We start from the raw sequence: 17,459 nt of genomic DNA, 5'->3' as shown, positions 1-17,459 counted from the left end.
TAAAAATTTAAAATCAGTGATTTTCTTGCTTAATCAATTCTTTGTGATAAAGGTAATAGGCACCGCGCGAAACCATACGAAGTTGAAATATAAGATTTTCGATCAATTTTTGGCGTTGTATTAGGTCAAAATCTAAAGCCTCGGCTCCTGCATTAAAAGCAATGGTAACCATTGCTTCAGCTTGAGCTTCATTATATTGATGAGGCATGTCATTAGCATTATCTAAATAATCAACCAATTCAACAATAAAATGTTGAATTTCTCGAGCAATAGCAGAACGAAAAGCCGATGATGTCCCCGCTTTTTCACGCAGTAATAATAAAAAAACTTTAGGATTTTTATCAATAAATTCAATAAAGGTTGTAACAGAGGTTCGTAACACACTTCCGCCCTTTTCAATACGTTTCCGTGCTTGTCGCAAAAGTTGGCGAAGGGTTAAACCACTTTCATCAACCATCGCCAAACCTAATTCATCCATGTCACGAAAGTGCCGATAGAAAGAAGTAGCGGCAATACCAGCTTCACGTGCAACTTCACGCAAACTTAGACTAGCAAAACCTTGTTCGGCATTAAGTTGATTAAATGCAGCTTCTATTAATGTGCGACGAGTTCGCTCTTTTTGCTGAGCTCGAACCCCCGAAGTTTTGGCATTTTTCATTATTTCAATCGATTTTGGTAATTTTAACTTAGTCAATCATTAATTCGCTTTTTCTAACAAACGCTCTTTTTCAGCAAATACTTTTGGCATGTGATCTCGAATTGTTTTAGCAATGGTTTCATAACGGGAACGTAATGGCGATCCCGGACGATATATCAGGGCAATGCTTCGCACTGGAACAGGATCAGTACAAGGAATATAGCAAATATTATCACGAATACGTTCATTTGGTGCCGCTAATTCAGGAAACAACGTAATACCGCGCCCAGCAGAAATCATACTGCGTAATGTCTCAAGACTTGTCGCTTTAAATTGTTTGTCTTCGTCAATTCCGACTTGAAAACAATATCCCATTGCATGTTCACGTAAACAATGACCATCTTCCAACATTAAAAACTTATGTCCTTTTAAACTAGAAAGTTTAATTGTCCTTTTGCTGGCTAGTTCGTCCGTCGCCGGAACCGCTAAAAACATCGGCTCATCAAATAATGGCAATTCTATAAATTGTGATGTTTCTTTAACCTGTGCAACAATGGCGCAATCAAGCTTGCCACTCTCAAGTTGGGCAACTATATTGGCAGTTTGCGCTTCATGTAGATAGAGTTCAAGTTGTGGAAAAGATTCGTGTAATACTGTTATTACATGTGGTAACAGATAAGGTGCAATTGTTGGTATCAAACCAATATGCATTGGGCCGGACATCTCTTCACCTTGACGACTGGCCATCTCTTTTAAAATTTGGATATTGCGTAAGATCTCTTTAGCCTGTTCAACAAGCATCATACCTGTTTGTGTAAATAGTACTTTGCGACTAGTACGTTCCAGCAACATTACACCAAGTTCATCTTCCAATTTTCTGATTTGTCCACTTAATGTTGGTTGACTCACATTGCAAGCATCAGCGGCTTTACGAAAATGACGAAATTCAGCTAACGAAACAAAATATTCCAAATCACGAATATTCATAATGTCCCCCAATAAGTTATCAGTTAATGTTATATACTCAATTGACTTTTTGTCAGAGCGATCTATTAAACGACTATTACTCACATTACTCAAAAAATTAAGCAAAATGTTTAATATGCTTCCTATATCTATTGTGTTCTACAATGAATTAAAAAAGACGTTTTGAGCATAGGTTGTAGTAAAACCTTAATCAGCTTGTTAAATAATGCATGAAATATGTATAAACAGGTATTGATGCCTTTTAAAGCTATATGACTAATTCTACTCTATAAACTGCTATTGTTGATAATTATTGCCAAAAAATCAAATAGAATATTCATTTAAAATTAGAAAATACCTGCTTTTCATCGAATTAAAATTCAGATAATAAGAAAAATGGAAAGTTATAAGCAATTATTATATAATCGCGCGCTATATTGCCATTTTGGTTCATACACGTTTGAGGTGCACTATTTTTAAACAAGTCTCTCGCTTTTATCGCAAAATGTTTCGCCATGAAGAACAAAAACAATCTCGCTATATTTCTATTTCTCGTAATGAACATAATATTTCTCGTAAAAATATCAGTGAAAATGCATTAAAAGTTCTTTATCGTTTAAACAAACAAGGATATGAAGCTTATTTAGTCGGTGGTTGTATTCGCGATCTTTTATTAGGAAAAATACCAAAAGATTTTGATATCGCCACGAATGCGACACCTGAACAAGTGCAAAAAACATTTCGAAATTGCCGTTTAGTCGGTCGTCGTTTTCGTCTTGCACACATTATGTTTGGTAAAGAGATTATCGAAGTTGCTACCTTCCGTGGCGAACATAGTTTTCAAGATGAACAAAGTAATGTTGCCAAACGATCGCAAACCGGTATGTTATTACGTGATAATGTCTATGGTACGATTGAACAAGATGCTTTGCGACGTGATTTTACAATGAACGCGCTTTATTACAGTGTTAAAGATTTTACACTGCGCGATTATTGTGGAGGCATAAAAGATTTACAAAATGGTATTATTCGCTTAATTGGTGATCCGCAAACTCGCTATCGAGAAGATCCTGTGCGAATGTTAAGAACCATTCGCTTTGCAGCAAAACTCAATATGACAATTGAGCAAGCAACGGTTGAACCAATTAAAGAGCTTGCACCATTATTAAAAAATATTCCTGCTGCTCGTTTATTTGATGAATCATTAAAGTTACTGCAATCAGGTCATGGATACAAAACCTATCTATTATTAAAAGAGTATCACCTGTTTGAACAATTATTTCCAGTCATTCAACGATTGTTTACCGGAAATAACAATAGCTATTTAGAAAAGATGATTGAACAGGTGTTAAAAAATACTGACTACCGAATTGCTCATAATCAACGTATTAATCCAGCATTTTTATTTGCTGCTTTCTTCTGGTATCCGATTATGGAACAAACACAATTAACGTGTGTTGAAAGTGGCTTACAATTCCATGATGCTTTTTCAATGGCTATCAATGATATTTTAAGTGAACAATGTCAAATTATTGCTATTCCAAAACGTTTAACATCAATAATGGGTGATATTTGGCGACTACAATTACGTATGAAAAAGCGTGAAGGTAAACGTGCATTTGCCATTTTAGAACATCCTAAATTCCGAGCGGCTTATGATTTATTAGAAATGCGGGCATCTATTGAAAAAGGGGAGTTATTGGATTTAGCAAAATGGTGGGATGAGTTCCAACATACCTCAATTGAGAAAAGAATTAGCATGGTTAACCAGTTGAGTAAAAGAAATAAACGCAGGGCTAAACATTAATTTTTCATTCGCACTTTTATAAATAACCGCTATAATGCTTAAATTAAAATAATCATCATTACTTTTAATCATTAATGAAAAAATTAGCGCCTTCATTTATCGCAATAACCGTTACTCTATGTCTCTATAATAGTAGCAGTTATGCTATCGGATTACCTAAAGCTATTATTAATAATCCACAATGCCTCATCGATGTGCCTAAATTCGATCGCCCATTAGTTGAGGGTGATATCCAAACACTGCCTGTTGATGCTGAAGCAAACCAGTTTGAAGCACTTTATCCAAACAAAATAATTTATCAAGGTGATGTAGTTGTCGAACAAGGCAATCGTACCGTACAAGCAGATAGAGTAACGATTGATTCTCATGATAAAAATAATCGACTTGTTACTTTGCAAGGCGATATTACTTATCAAGATAATTTGATAAGAATTAAAGGCAATGATGCCTTGATGAATCTTGATAATAATGATGCTAATATTACACCGAGTGATTATCATCTGGTTAACCGACTAGGCCGTGGTAACGCCGACGAGATGAAGCTTGAAAAAAATCGCTATGTTATTTTGAAAAATGGTAGTTTTACATCTTGTCCTGTCGATGACAGCACATGGAGTGTAAAAGGTAGCACAGTGATTCATGATAATGAAGAGCAATTACTTGAAGTATGGAATGCAGTATTTCGTATTGGGAAAGTACCGGTTTTATATTCACCTTATTTACAGTTACCAACTGGTGATAAACGCCGTTCAGGCTTGCTAATGCCTAATTTAAATTATGATAGTGTCGATGGTATTGATTTTTCGTTACCAATTTATTGGAATATTGCACCTAACTATGATGCAACATTTACCCCAAGAATATTACAGCGTAGAGGCGTTCAGTTACAAACAGAGTTCCGCTATTTAAATCAATTAGGTTTAGGTACTGTAGCTTTTGACTGGCTACAACATGATAACAAATATGATGATGATCGAGATAGATTATTAAATGGTCAAAATTATGATGATAACCGCCATCGTTGGTTATTCTACTGGAAAAACGATGAGTTAATTAATTACAATTGGCGTTTTAAGGCAGATACTACAAGAGTAAGCGATAATCAATATCTAACAGATTTGAACTCTAAATATGCGTCACAAACAGCTGGATATTTAACTCAATTTTATAAAATTGGCTACAATGATCCTAGTTGGGATATTACTCTGGGTTATAGACACTTCCAAGCATTCCATGATGGAGTTAGAGATTCACTATACCAAACTCAACCACAATTAAATATGAACTATTATAATTATGATTTTGGTCCATTTAAATTCAAAACCTTTTCACAAGTATCACGCTTTTTAAGTTCAGGCAAAAATAATCCGAAAGCTTGGCGTGCACATATTGAACCTACTCTTGATTATACTATCACCAATACATGGGCTTCATTAAGTGCGTCTGGTGGTTTAATGGCAACGCACTACAACCAAGATAATATAAAAAAATCTATTGAAAGATACCAAAACTTAGACAAGAGTGTTAATCGTTTTATGCCTAAATTTAGTATCGATGGAAAAGTCATTTTTGAGCGTGATTTTGATCTGATTGAGGGTTATACCCAAACTTTAGAGCCACGAGTAAAATATACATATATTCCATATCGCAATCAGTCAAATATTGGCAGCTATGATTCTACTTTCTTACAATACGATTATATCGGTCTATTTAGAGATCTCCCTTATAGTGGGTTAGATCGCATTGCATCAGCTAATAATATCGCGACAGGTGTGACGACTCGTTTTTACGATGAAAGCAAGGTAGAAAAATTTAATTTATCAATCGGACAAATAACCTATTTTACTAAATCAAAAACCAGTGAACACAATACCGAAATAGACAAAAATTCTGATACAGGTAGTATTACTTGGGCATCGGATAATTTCTGGCGTATTACTGACGATGTGATTTTTAGAAGTGGTGTACAATACGATACCCGTATTGATACTATTTCTTTAGCCAACACGATACTTGAGTATCGTCCTTCAAGTGAGAAATTACTACAGCTATCTTATCGTTATGCTAATCATAACTATATTAATACGGTAGATAAAAGTTCGTTATATAGAGGCTATAAACAAGATATTTCCCAAGCAGGTATTGTGACTACTTGGCCATTATCTCAAACTATAGATGCTGTTGGTTCTTATTATTATGATATTAAATTGGGGCAAACCGCAGATGGTTCAGTTGGATTACATTATAGTGACTGCTGTTGGGGTATGACTGTTCAATATGGACGTAAATTGACAGATTGGGATTGGATATCCCATGATAGTAAATATGAAAATAAACTTTCAGTTAATTTTGAGTTAATGGGCTTAGGCCATAATCGTGATGTAAAAGCAAAAATGTTGAATTTTGGTAAACTACCTTATACAACAGCGTTTGAATAATTATATTAGTAACGCACAACATAACTAATTAACTTAATTACAGTTATTGTCAACTGTAGCAAATAAAATGAGTTGAATAATATGAAAATATCTAAATTACTTATCGCTTTAAACTTAAGTTTAAGTATAGCAGTGATTAATCCTTTATCAGCTAATGCTGCCGCTAAAGTCGTTGAGCAAGTTGCTGCAGTAGTTAATAACAATGTCATATTAGAAAGTGACGTTAATGATATGTTAAAAACTATAAAAGCAAGCACCGATCCACGTAATTTACCGAATGATAACGTACTGAGGCAACAAATTCTTGATCGTTTAATTGTTGAAAATCTAATCTTGCAAAAAGCCGCTAAAGCTAAAATTACAGTGAGTGATGATCAAGTGAGCAATGCGATTGCTAAAATTGCAGAAGAAAATGGTATGACAATCGATCAACTTAGAAGCAAACTTTCAACAATGGGGATAAGTTATAGCGCTTATCGTGAACGTATACATAACGATATGTTAATAGACCAAGCCCGAATGAACGAAGTCAGACCTAGAATTAAAATCTCTGAAAAAGAGGTTGAAAACTTAGCTAAAAATATGTCTCAACAAACCTCTAACAATATAGATGTTAAAGTAAGCCATATTCTTATATCCGTTCCAGAAAAAGCCTCTAAACAACAAATAGATGATGCGACTAACAAAGCAACCGACATTATCCGTCGAGCCGAAAAAGGTGAAAGTTTTGCGAAATTAGCTACCTCATATTCAAATGATGATCTTGCTTTAAAAGGTGGTGATATGGGCTGGCATAAACTCAATGAACTGCCTACCATTTTTGAAGAAAGATTAATTCGAGCACCAAAAGGAAGTATTATTGGCCCAATTCGATCGGGAGTTGGATTACATATTTTAAAAGTTGATGATACACGTTCTGAAGCACCGAAAAAATTCACCATTGATGAATTTAATGCTCGCCATATCTTAATTAAAACTAATGTGCTTGTAACAGACCAAATTGCCAAACAAAAACTGTCTGATATCCGTAAATCCATAGTAAGTGGAGCGACAACCTTTGAAGCAGCAGCTAAAGCTAATTCTCAAGACCCTGGCTCTGCTGAAAATGGCGGTAATTTAGGTTGGAGTCGAGCCGATGTTTATGACGCTGGTTTTAGAAATGCATTAGTTCAATTAAAGAAAGGCGAAATTAGTCAACCAATCAAATCATCGTTTGGATGGCATTTGATTCAATTAATCGATACTAAACAGACTGATGGTACAAATGCAGTGAAACAAGATCAAGCCTATCGATTAATTTTCAACCGTAAATTTGGTGAAGAAGCGCAAGTATGGATCCAAGAATTAAAAGGCGATGCTTATATCAAAATCACAGGTGAAGAAAAACATGACTAACCGTGTACACCAAGGTCATTTTGCCCGTAAACGATTCGGGCAAAACTTTTTACATGATGATTATATTATTGAAAGTATTGTCGCTGCTATTCAACCTAAATCAGATCAGGCTCTTGTAGAGATCGGTCCTGGTCTAGCTGCATTAACAGTGCCAGTCAGTAAATATGTTGACCATCTAACAGTTATAGAAATTGATAGAGATTTAGCCAGTAGATTGATTGATAATCCTTTTTTAAAAACTAAATTAACTGTTATTGAACAAGATGCTCTAACCTTTAACTTTAATGAGTTAAATCAACAATTAGGTAAACCATTAAGAGTATTTGGTAACCTTCCCTATAACATATCTACACCGTTAATGTTCCATTTATTTGAATATGCCAATATCATTGATGATATGCATTTTATGCTACAAAAAGAAGTAGTCACGCGACTTGTCGCGGCACCAAATAGTAAAGATTATGGAAGATTAAGTGTAATGGCACAATATTATTGCCAAATTATTCCTGTGTTAGAAGTTCCGCCTACCGCGTTCAAACCGGCACCTAAAGTTAACTCTGCTGTTGTCAAGTTAATTCCCTACAAACAAAAACCTTATTTAGTTGATGATGTTAAAATACTTTCTCGCATCACTACAGAAGCCTTTAATCAAAGGCGCAAAACGATTCGCAATAGTTTAAGTAATATGTTTACAACAGACCAATTAATTGAATTAGATATTGATCCTAATTTACGTGCTGAAAATTTGTCAGTTCAACAATATTGTAAACTCGCAAACGCATGGAAATAATACTATGGCAAACCTGATCATTGGTGATATTCATGGTTGTTATGATGAGTTCATGCGTTTGCTTGATAAAGCGAGTTTTTCATCATCTGATACTTTGTGGTTAACCGGTGATTTGGTTGCCAGAGGACCAAAATCGTTAGACGTACTCAGATTTGTAAAAAATTTAAGTAGTCAAATTCGCTTAGTTTTAGGTAATCATGATTTACATTTATTATCGATTTATGCCAATGTAACATTAGCAAAAAAGAAAGATAATCTTGACAGTGTGATCAATGCGCCTGATTACGATGAATTAATGAATTGGTTACGTAAACAACCATTAGTTCAAATAGATGAAAAGTTAAAACTCATTATGACTCATGCGGGTATTTCACCTCAATGGGATCTCGATACATTAAAAAAATGTGCTAATGATTTAAATGTTATGTTATCGAGTGATTCATATCCACTTTTTCTCGATAAAATGTACGGTAATTTCCCTGATGAATGGTCTTGTGATTTACAAGGTTTAGATCGGTTACGTTACATTGCTAATGCACTCACACGAATGCGGTTTTGTTATGAAGATGGCCGACTTGATTTTTATTTCAAAAAATCACCAGATCAAGCGCCTTCAAAACTAAAACCTTGGTTTTTATTACCTTCAAAAATTCCAGCTCAATACAGTATCGCTTTTGGCCATTGGGCCGCTTTAAATGGTAAAGGTACTCCAGATAATATTTATGCTCTCGATACTGGCTGTTGTTGGGGCGGTAAATTAACATGCTTGCGTTTTGAAGATAAAAAATATTTCAAAAAACGAAATATAGAAGCGAAAAGCTAACATTACGACTAAAAGGGCTAATTATGATATCTGTATTATCAGTCATAAAATTAATTTGGAAAACCATCAACGTTTTTAGACAAATTTTTCTAAATATAATATTTTTTATTGCTATTATTCTTATTTTTAGTGGTATTGAACTGATAAAAGATTTGAAAAAACAGGATGTGGTTCCACAATATGGCACGCTTGTACTTGATTTAGAAGGTGTTATTGTTGATAGTACGCGATATGACGATGAAATTTATGCGTTACAAAATAAAATATATGGCAAAAAAGTAAATACTTCTCGTGAAAATAGTTTATTTGAATTAACACAAAAAATAGCGCAAGCAACAACAGATCCTAATATTGATGGTATGGTTTTAAAATTGGATAATTTTGTTGGGGCAGATATGAGCTCATTACAATATGTGGGTAAATATTTATCCAAATTTAGAGAAGCCAATAAGCCAATTTATGCAATTGGTTCCAATTTTAATCAAAGCCAATATTATCTAGCCAGTTATGCCAATAAAATTTATTTAACACCATTAGGTGCAGTCAGTGTATACGGGTTATCAGCCAATAATCTGTATTATAAAACCTTATTAGATAATTTAAAAATTAATACTCATGTTTTCCGAGTAGGCACATACAAATCTGCAATTGAACCATTCATTCGAGACGATATGTCAGATGCAGCAAAAAGCAATACGACGCGCTGGCTTTCAGCCATGTGGGAAAATTATCTTAATGATATTTCGGTACAACGTAAAAAAGCCCCTAGTCAATTAGTTCCCAATCCTGATGATATGTTATCAGAGTTAAAAGCATCTAAAGGAAGTATGAGTCAATATGCGTTATCTACTGGTTTAGTAGACGTTGTTGCATCCAATTATCAATATGATCTCGATATTGTTCAGAATCAACATCAATTAAGTATTTATGACTATAAATTGACAGAAAAAGATGAACAAACTGACGATAAACCATTAATCGCTGTTGTTTTTGTCAATGGTACGATAACTGACAGTGAAAATAATACTGATATAGCTGGCAGCCTAGATATTGTTGAACAGCTTAGAAATATCCGTAACAACTTGGATAATCAAAATGTTCAAGCTGTTATATTACGAGTTAATAGTCCTGGCGGAAGTGTTGACGCCTCAGAGGCCATTCGCAGTGAATTAGAAGCACTACGCAGTTATCAAATTCCTGTAGTAGTTTCAATGGGCGGAATGGCCGCATCTGGTGGATATTGGATATCGACAGCATCAGATTACATTATTGCTAGCCCGAATACAATTACCGGCTCTATCGGTATTTTTGGTATTATTCCAACTTTTGAAAAATCATTATCTCACATTGGTGTTTACAATGATGGAGTTGCGACATCACCACTTGCGAATAATAGTGTTACTCGAAATCTACCGGATGAAATGAGCCAACTTATACAAATGAATATTGATAATGGATACAATACCTTTATTTCATTGGTTGCTAAAGCAAGAAATATGTCAACAGAACAAGTGGATAAAATAGCCCAAGGTCAAGTTTGGTTAGGTTCAGAAGCAAGTAACATTGGTTTAGTTGATAAACTTGGTGATTTTGATGATGCTATCGAAACAGCCGCTACATTGGCCAATTTAACGGATTACAAAATTGACTGGCTTAAACCAGATGTCAGTTGGTTCAATAGTTTTTATTCTGAAATGCTAACAATGCTGCCAAAATCAACTGCCGAAATATTTTTTGATCAATTACCACAAGCTAAACAGTTAAAACAACAAGTGTCTTTATGGAATAAATTTCACGATAGCCAAAACCGCTATATTTATTGTTTAAACTGCGCTGATGTTCGTTAAGAATATCTTCTCTATCCTTTTGAATAAAAGGATAGAGAAATAACTAGTTCGAAGGTTGATAAAAATAACGCATATTGCCTATTGCCGCTTGGATATAGCTATAGTTAGGCGTTGCATCAATCTCATGATTGTGCGAATCCATATAATGACTAATACCTAGTCTGTTAACAAGATAAATATTATCCGGTGTGCGAACAGCATAGGAACTATAATTTGACATCAATAACCAGTTACGATTAGTGATTGGGTTAAATAAATCATACCCTGTTGAATAATCACTTATATCATTTTCCACATATAAATAATGTTTCATTAATGACGGTACTACATCTTCGTGACTAGTCAGTTTAGCGGCATTATCTTTTAACTGCTCTAAATTTTTAGCGCCAATAATGATAAACGGAACTTTGGTTTGAGCATCGGTATAATTACCATTGTGCCCCCAAAAACCAAGCTTATTATCATTCATTTCTTGACCATGGTCACCAGTAATAATAATTAACGTATTATCTAACGTTCCCGATCTAATTAGTTCATCATAAACATTTTGCAATAAATAATCATCATAATAGACGCTTTGTTTATAACGATTGAAAATTGGCACAGGATCAGTATTATTATTTAATGTCATATAATCAAGGTCACCAATTGGCTTAAATTTTACCTCAAAATCATCTGGAAAATCATAAGCGTGAGGTGCGTCATAAAATAAAAATGAGAAACTTGGTTTAGAGGTATCACGTTGTTTATACCATGCTAACCAATCGTTTGTGATCTGTTTATCGCGACTTGAAGCTCGGCCATCGTGACTACTTATTCTTAAATTTTTAATTGTTGCAAATACGGTGCGATCAAATTCAGGGGCAGTCACCTTAGCTGAGGTAAAAATACCAATATTAAAATTTTCTTTTTGTAATGTCGTAACGAACAAAGATGGAACACTATTACGCAAAAAGGCATCCCAGTAAGTACCAGGGATACCATAAAATAACCCAAAGATACCTGTCCGAGTAGCGTTACCTGTTGAATAATGATTATTGAAAATAACACCATTATTTTGTTGTGCAAAATGATAAGTATTAGGAGAAATTTGCTCACTAAATGTATCATAACGCCAAGAGTCTAATACAATAAACATAATATTTTGAGGTTTATTGTTATCAGAATTAATAATAAGCGTATGTTTAGGATAATGAATTCCTGTATGTTCATCATCTTTTTCATAAATAACTTTTCGTTGCCCTTGTTTATCAAAAAATTCCATTATTTTTTTTGATGTAAACGGACGATATAAGGGAATATATTCTTTTACTACCATAATTGGAGAATAAGCATAATAAAAAGCAATCATGTGCACAATATGGCTAATAAAAAAAGCAAAAATAAGAAAAATAGTAGATAAACGTAGAAATTTAGACTTAGCGTGTACTATTGCAAATTTGTTATTAATCCAATAAAGAATAAAGCACTCTAAGCAAAGTGAAACAATGATTAATGTCAACATCAAGCAATAAGTGAATAGCGAAAAATCCACCACCTGCCCAGAAAATACCATTGATAAAACAGAGAGATTTATGTGAAATCGGTATTGTTGAAAAACTATAGTATCAATAAATAATCCAATTTGAAAAAAACCAAATAATACAATCAAAATGAGATTACGAAGACATGGTTTTATCCAAAGCAGCGGAATACAAATAATTAAAAGCAATAAATAAACTGAGAAAAAGTGTCCAATTACTGCGAAAATTGAAAAGGTAATTCCGGTCCAATTAAATAACGCTCCAGGAACAACAAAATAACGAATGGCAATGATTGATGAAATAAAAATGTTTATTAGAACAAAGGAATATAATTTTTTCACAGTAATTCTCTAATATTAAACTTAATATTAAGTATATAAGAAATAAAAAACGGTATTCTATATTAAAACACAGTATTTTCCGCGAAAATTTTAATATAAAAGACTAAAAAAACAAATTACTAATAAAAAACTAACAAAAAAGGCTCTTAATAGAGCCCTTTAAATCTATAAAAATACCATTATCGACGATCGCCAAAAATCCTTAGCAGCATAATGAACAAGTTAATGAAATCAAGATATAAAGTTAATGCACCTAAAATGACAAAACGTCTAAATACATTTTGATCATCATAAGATATATTTTCACCTAACTCTTTGAGTTTTTGATTATCATAAGCAGTTAATCCTGCAAAAACAAACACGCCAATGTAAGTTACAGCCCACATTAATGGCTCACTCTTTAAAAAGAGATTAACCAATGAGGCAATCACAATACCAATTAGTCCCATAAATAAAAAGCGACCGAAGGCTGATAAATCACGTTTTGTGGTATAGCCATAAAAAGCCATCGCAGCAAACATGCCTGCTGTAATAAAAAATACACTCGCAATCGAAGACGAAGTATAAACTATAAAATAGATAGAAAACGTACAACCATTTAAAACAGAATAGAGCATAAACAATGTGGTTGCCGCTGCGCCAGATAAACGATTGATAAAACCAGAAATAACAAAAACAAGCCCTAGCTCAGCAATTAATAATACCCACATACCTCGATATAATAACTGTAATAATTGCAGATTAGTTGATGCATACCATGCAACTAAAGCTGTTAATAATAGTCCAACAGTCATCCAGCCGTAAACATGACTCATATAGGTTTGTACACGACTTGTCGATTTTTCGATTATTGAACTATTAGATGAATAATTTGCCATCCTTTACCTCTTATAAAATATTATGTAACATACTCAATCTATTATATATTAAATGGAGATTAAAGCCATTTTTTCAATGCTTGTATATCAGAATTTTTAGGCTCGACCCAATTATCCCCATTACCTGTACGTTCTTTTTTCCAAAAAGGCGCTTGTGTTTTTAATACATCCATTATAAATTCAGCCGCAGCAAAAGCATCCGCACGATGGGCACTACTGACTCCGACAAAAACGATTTGTTCATTATTATTTATTTCACCTACTCGGTGAATCACGGCCACACGACTTAATTGCCAACGCTCACGAGCTTGATTAACAATTTGACGTAGTACTTTTTCTGTCATGCCAGAATAGTGTTCTAAAAAAAGGCTAAGAGGCAGCTCATCAACTGAACGAACTTTACCTATAAATGTTACAACCGCACCGTCTTGCGATAGTTCTGATAACCAAGCACTTAATTTGTTGGCATCTATATGCTCATCACCAACTTGAATGATATCCATATTTTCAGCCGCCTGTCACAGGAGGAAAAAAAGCGATTTCATCATCAGGTTGTATTATATAATCAAAATCGACCAATGATTGATTAACAGCACATAATACAGTTTTTTCTGTTAATGCCATTGACCATTTATTGCCTTGCTGGCTTAATTTTTGTAAAAGGTCAGAAATCGACAATTGACTAACATCTAATAAGATACTTTCAACACCAATGAGCTCTCTTATTTGAGCAAAAAAAATAATTCTATTCATACTTTGACTATTTTAGTATTAGATTGCAAAATCACCCGATTTACCACCCGTTTTAGTTAATAATCTTACTTGAGTGATAACCATGTCTTTTTGTACAGCTTTACACATATCATATATCGTTAAAGCCGCTACAGATGCAGCAACCAATGCTTCCATTTCAACACCTGTTTGACCTTGCAATCGACATACGGACTCAATTCTAACACAAGAATTAACAATATCAGCTTCAATATTAACTTCAACTTTACTCAGTAAAAGCGGATGACAAAGGGGAATAAGTTCCCAAGTTTTTTTAGCGGCTTGAATACCTGCAATTCTAGCAGTGGCAAAAACGTCACCTTTGTGATGTTTACCTTCAATAATCATGTTTAATGTTGCTGAGTTCATCATAACCTGTGACTCAGCTCTTGCTTCCCGTGCCGTTATTTGTTTATTAGACACATCAACCATATGTGCATCACCATTATGATTAATATGTGAAAAGTTTTCTGGCATTTTGTACTCCTTAAAAAATATCACTAATTCTAATCTGCCAAGATAACAAATTTTATAAAACGATACCATATTTCGATCAATGGGTTACCATTTAAATTTTAAAGTTTAATCGCAAACTTATTAGATAAAATCCATAAAAAAACAAATGATGTCAGCTAGCTTTTGCGAGTTATATAAAAACTCAGTACAATATTGACCTTGATTAATTTTACTTGTGACACTTAATGCTGATCGCTCATGTAGCCTTACCGGTACCGCTTTACCAACTTTATGACTATTGCTTAACTTCACCTGCTCAAGTGGGTATGCGGGTAAAAGTCCCTTTTGGTAAACGTTTTGCTATAGGTATTATTGTTAAAATAGATCAGCAAACCGACATTGAAATTAAACACTTAAAATCGATTGTCTCAATAATTGACAAGCAACCGTTGTTCACAAATTCAATTTGGAAATTATTAAATTGGGCAGCTAATTACTATCATTATCCCATTGGCGAAGTTTTGTTTCACGCTATGCCTATTTTGCTACGCCAAGGTCGCAAAGCTTGCCAAGATGAAATTAAACAATGGCAACTGACGCAATTAGGTCAACATATTGATTTAAATACATTATCAAGAGCACCAAAACAAAAATTGTTATTATCTTTATTTAGAAATAATCAGTTGCATGATTCAGATTTAAGCTTAACTGTATATCATCAGTTACAAAAAAAACAATTGATTACCCAAATCAGTCAACAACCAAATAACATTCCATGGCAATCTAGTTTTTCAACTAATCGCAATACTATTGTATTAAATAACGAACAAATCCAAGCCATTAATACCATCAATCAACAAAATGATCATTTTTCAGTATTTTTGTTAGAAGGGATCACTGGATCAGGTAAAACGGAAGTTTATTTAAATGTCCTTACTGGCATTTTAGCAAAAGGCAAACAGGCTTTAGTATTAGTACCCGAAATTAGTTTAACGCCACAAACAATTAGACGTTTTGAACAACGCTTTAACGCACCGATTGATATTTTACATTCAGGATTAACCGATAAGCAACGGTTGAATGTTTGGTTAAGGAGTAAGAATGGTGAAAATGCCATTGTCGTTGGTACTCGCTCTTCAGTTTTTACACCGTTTAAAGACTTGGGCATAATTATTATTGATGAAGAACATGATAGCTCTTATAAACAACAAGAAGGATGGCGTTATAATGCAAGGGATTTAGCCATTATTCGTGCCAAATTCGATAATATCCCTATATTATTAGGTTCTGCAACACCGTCACTTGAAACCTTGAATAATGTCCAAAATCACCGTTATCAATTATTACAGTTAACTAAACGAGCAGGAAATGCACAACTAGCAAAACAATCTATCTTAGATATAAGAGGATTAGTCTTATCGGCTGGATTATCTCAACCCCTTATTGAACAAATAAAAAAACATCTAAACAATAACAATCAAGTCATGTTATTCTTAAATCGACGAGGTTTTTCACCTTTATTGATATGCCATGATTGTGGTTGGATTGCTGAGTGCCCACGTTGTGATAGACCGTATACCTTTCACCAACAGCAAAATAAACTCAGTTGCCATTATTGCGATACCCCAAGAGGGGTACCTAAACAATGCCCTAAATGCGGTTCAACGCACTTAGTACCCGTTGGATTTGGTACCGAACAACTTGAAAAACAATTAGCAATATTATTTCCAGAAATAAAAATTAGCCGAATTGATCGTGATACTGTATCTAAAAAAGGTGCACTCGATACATATTTACAAACTATTGAGCAAGGTGGTGCTCACATTTTAGTTGGTACCCAAATTTTAGCTAAAGGCCATCACTTTCCGAATGTTACTTTAGTTGGTATTGTTGATGTTGATGGTGCATTGTTTTCAAGTGATTTTCGCGCAACAGAGCGATTTGCACAAATCTATACGCAAGTATCTGGTAGAGCAGGACGTGAGGCCAAAGCAGGTGAAGTCATTTTACAAACCTATCATCCAGATCATCCTTTATTAAATATTTTGCTTCATCAAGGATATCAAGAGTTTGCCAAACAGACGTTGCTAGAGCGTCAAAAAACCTTATTACCACCATTTAGTTACCAGACATTAATTCGTGCAGCAGATCGTAATAATCAATATGCACCAGCATTTTTACAACGTATAGATGAGTGGTTAAAAATGCATTGTGACGATCCTGCTTTATGGTTACTTGGTCCAATGCCAGCAAATCAAGCCAAAAAAGCGGGGTACAACCGTTGGCAGTTATTAGTACAACATACTAATCGACAAAAGCTTCAAACTATTTTAGATCAATTAATTATAACAATAGAAAAATGGAATGAATCAAGCAAAGTTAGGTGGAGCATAGATGTTGATCCTATAGATAATTAATCGAAGCCATCTAGATAAACAGCCGACGAGGTTCTCAGTCGGCTGCCTAATTACGTTATAATGCTATTTTACCAGCATTTTTATCCAATGTTGCTTGACCAATACCTGATACCTCTTTTAATTGTTCTACTGAAACAAAAGGCCCAAATTTTTCACGATACTCAACAATTTTTTTAGCTTTACTTGCGCCTATTCCTGTTAATACTTTTGTGAGTTCCTCTGCCGAAGCGGTATTGATATTGACTTGAGTTATTTGTTGCTGATCTTGTTTAGCTACTTCATTAGGTAACATATCAGCTAAACTTACATTAGAAAACGCTAGACTCGATAATAAAAGACAGATTAGGGAAAATAGTTTCATTTGATTAAC

The 17,459-nt window shown here is 34.0% G+C and carries 15 protein-coding genes; 7 read left to right on the top strand and 8 right to left on the bottom strand.

Features of this window, described 5'->3' with window-relative positions; all coding sequences use genetic code 11:
* Nucleotides 1–13: 13 nt before the first annotated feature.
* Nucleotides 14–658, bottom strand: coding sequence for an HTH-type transcriptional repressor FabR (gene fabR, locus J3U59_RS05080; RefSeq protein ID WP_267333599.1), 645 nt, complete (start codon nt 656–658; stop codon nt 14–16).
* A 39-nt stretch (nt 659–697) separates the two neighbouring features.
* The gene (gene oxyR, locus J3U59_RS05075) at nt 698–1,624 is read right to left on the bottom strand and encodes a DNA-binding transcriptional regulator OxyR (protein WP_065633934.1); all 927 of its coding nucleotides are present in this window, start codon (nt 1,622–1,624) and stop codon (nt 698–700) included.
* A 484-nt stretch (nt 1,625–2,108) separates the two neighbouring features.
* Here oxyR and pcnB point away from each other — a divergent pair, with 484 nt between their 5' ends.
* The 6 genes from pcnB (at nt 2,109) to sppA (ending at nt 10,703) form a co-directional block, all read left to right on the top strand.
* Nucleotides 2,109–3,410, top strand: coding sequence for a polynucleotide adenylyltransferase PcnB (pcnB, locus tag J3U59_RS05070; protein WP_267372816.1), 1,302 nt, complete (start codon nt 2,109–2,111; stop codon nt 3,408–3,410).
* Between the two features lie 74 nt (nt 3,411–3,484).
* Nucleotides 3,485–5,848 (top strand): LPS assembly protein LptD, encoded by a 2,364-nt coding sequence (gene lptD, locus J3U59_RS05065; protein ID WP_267333601.1) that lies wholly within the window; start codon nt 3,485–3,487, stop codon nt 5,846–5,848.
* An 81-nt stretch (nt 5,849–5,929) separates the two neighbouring features.
* Nucleotides 5,930–7,243 (top strand): peptidylprolyl isomerase SurA, encoded by a 1,314-nt coding sequence (surA, locus tag J3U59_RS05060; RefSeq protein ID WP_267333602.1) that lies wholly within the window; start codon nt 5,930–5,932, stop codon nt 7,241–7,243.
* On the top strand, nt 7,236–8,033 hold the full coding sequence (gene rsmA / locus J3U59_RS05055) for a 16S rRNA (adenine(1518)-N(6)/adenine(1519)-N(6))-dimethyltransferase RsmA (protein ID WP_267333603.1): 798 nt from the start codon (nt 7,236–7,238) through the stop codon (nt 8,031–8,033). The genes surA and rsmA overlap by 8 nt, the downstream gene beginning before the upstream one ends.
* A gap of 4 nt (nt 8,034–8,037) precedes the next feature.
* Nucleotides 8,038–8,856: a bis(5'-nucleosyl)-tetraphosphatase (symmetrical) ApaH gene (gene apaH, locus J3U59_RS05050; RefSeq protein ID WP_267333604.1), complete on the top strand. Its 819-nt coding sequence runs from the start codon at nt 8,038–8,040 to the stop codon at nt 8,854–8,856.
* A 23-nt stretch (nt 8,857–8,879) separates the two neighbouring features.
* The gene (sppA, locus tag J3U59_RS05045) at nt 8,880–10,703 is read left to right on the top strand and encodes a signal peptide peptidase SppA (protein WP_267333605.1); all 1,824 of its coding nucleotides are present in this window, start codon (nt 8,880–8,882) and stop codon (nt 10,701–10,703) included.
* A 43-nt stretch (nt 10,704–10,746) separates the two neighbouring features.
* Here the strand turns inward: sppA and J3U59_RS05040 are convergent, their stop codons facing one another.
* The 5 genes from J3U59_RS05040 to moaC all read right to left on the bottom strand — a co-directional run bounded on the left by J3U59_RS05040 (nt 10,747) and on the right by moaC (nt 14,693).
* On the bottom strand, nt 10,747–12,567 hold the full coding sequence (locus tag J3U59_RS05040; RefSeq protein WP_267333606.1) for a sulfatase-like hydrolase/transferase: 1,821 nt from the start codon (nt 12,565–12,567) through the stop codon (nt 10,747–10,749).
* A gap of 179 nt (nt 12,568–12,746) precedes the next feature.
* Nucleotides 12,747–13,445 carry a Bax inhibitor-1 family protein gene (locus tag J3U59_RS05035; RefSeq protein ID WP_267333607.1) on the bottom strand — a complete coding sequence of 233 codons (699 nt, stop codon included), beginning with the start codon at nt 13,443–13,445 and terminating at the stop codon, nt 12,747–12,749.
* A 59-nt stretch (nt 13,446–13,504) separates the two neighbouring features.
* Nucleotides 13,505–13,948 (bottom strand): molybdopterin synthase catalytic subunit MoaE, encoded by a 444-nt coding sequence (gene moaE / locus J3U59_RS05030; protein WP_267333608.1) that lies wholly within the window; start codon nt 13,946–13,948, stop codon nt 13,505–13,507.
* Between the two features lie 4 nt (nt 13,949–13,952).
* Entirely contained in the window at nt 13,953–14,198 is a 246-nt protein-coding gene (gene moaD / locus J3U59_RS05025; protein WP_065633944.1) for a molybdopterin synthase sulfur carrier subunit, read from the bottom strand.
* An 18-nt stretch (nt 14,199–14,216) separates the two neighbouring features.
* Entirely contained in the window at nt 14,217–14,693 is a 477-nt protein-coding gene (gene moaC, locus J3U59_RS05020) for a cyclic pyranopterin monophosphate synthase MoaC (RefSeq protein ID WP_267333609.1), read from the bottom strand.
* A gap of 224 nt (nt 14,694–14,917) precedes the next feature.
* On the opposite strand from moaC, the gene priA reads away from it, so the two are divergent.
* Nucleotides 14,918–17,089, top strand: coding sequence for a primosomal protein N' (priA, locus tag J3U59_RS05015; RefSeq protein WP_267333610.1), 2,172 nt, complete (start codon nt 14,918–14,920; stop codon nt 17,087–17,089).
* Nucleotides 17,090–17,144: 55 nt separating this feature from the next.
* Here the strand turns inward: priA and J3U59_RS05010 are convergent, their stop codons facing one another.
* Nucleotides 17,145–17,450: a ComEA family DNA-binding protein gene (locus tag J3U59_RS05010; protein ID WP_267333611.1), complete on the bottom strand. Its 306-nt coding sequence runs from the start codon at nt 17,448–17,450 to the stop codon at nt 17,145–17,147.
* Nucleotides 17,451–17,459 lie beyond the last annotated feature (9 nt).

This window comes from Gilliamella sp. B3783 (assembly GCF_026536125.1).
Lineage (GTDB): Bacteria > Pseudomonadota > Gammaproteobacteria > Enterobacterales > Orbaceae > Gilliamella.
This window is presented reverse-complemented; position numbering and strand designations above follow the sequence as displayed.

What these genes read in the sequence shown, in the direction of transcription:
- apaH (WP_267333604.1), top strand. Translation starts at nt 8,038, where the DNA reads ATGGCAAACCTGATCATTGGTGATATTCATGGTTGTTATGATGAGTTC.
- moaD (WP_065633944.1), bottom strand. Translation starts at nt 14,198, where the DNA reads ATGAATAGAATTATTTTTTTTGCTCAAATAAGAGAGCTCATTGGTGTT.
- moaC (WP_267333609.1), bottom strand. Translation starts at nt 14,693, where the DNA reads ATGCCAGAAAACTTTTCACATATTAATCATAATGGTGATGCACATATG.
- lptD (WP_267333601.1), top strand. Translation starts at nt 3,485, where the DNA reads ATGAAAAAATTAGCGCCTTCATTTATCGCAATAACCGTTACTCTATGT.
- J3U59_RS05035 (WP_267333607.1), bottom strand. Translation starts at nt 13,445, where the DNA reads ATGGCAAATTATTCATCTAATAGTTCAATAATCGAAAAATCGACAAGT.
- priA (WP_267333610.1), top strand. Translation starts at nt 14,918, where the DNA reads ATGCTGATCGCTCATGTAGCCTTACCGGTACCGCTTTACCAACTTTAT.
- J3U59_RS05010 (WP_267333611.1), bottom strand. Translation starts at nt 17,450, where the DNA reads ATGAAACTATTTTCCCTAATCTGTCTTTTATTATCGAGTCTAGCGTTT.
- oxyR (WP_065633934.1), bottom strand. Translation starts at nt 1,624, where the DNA reads ATGAATATTCGTGATTTGGAATATTTTGTTTCGTTAGCTGAATTTCGT.
- fabR (WP_267333599.1), bottom strand. Translation starts at nt 658, where the DNA reads ATGAAAAATGCCAAAACTTCGGGGGTTCGAGCTCAGCAAAAAGAGCGA.
- surA (WP_267333602.1), top strand. Translation starts at nt 5,930, where the DNA reads ATGAAAATATCTAAATTACTTATCGCTTTAAACTTAAGTTTAAGTATA.
- rsmA (WP_267333603.1), top strand. Translation starts at nt 7,236, where the DNA reads ATGACTAACCGTGTACACCAAGGTCATTTTGCCCGTAAACGATTCGGG.
- pcnB (WP_267372816.1), top strand. Translation starts at nt 2,109, where the DNA reads ATGTTTCGCCATGAAGAACAAAAACAATCTCGCTATATTTCTATTTCT.
- moaE (WP_267333608.1), bottom strand. Translation starts at nt 13,948, where the DNA reads ATGGATATCATTCAAGTTGGTGATGAGCATATAGATGCCAACAAATTA.
- sppA (WP_267333605.1), top strand. Translation starts at nt 8,880, where the DNA reads ATGATATCTGTATTATCAGTCATAAAATTAATTTGGAAAACCATCAAC.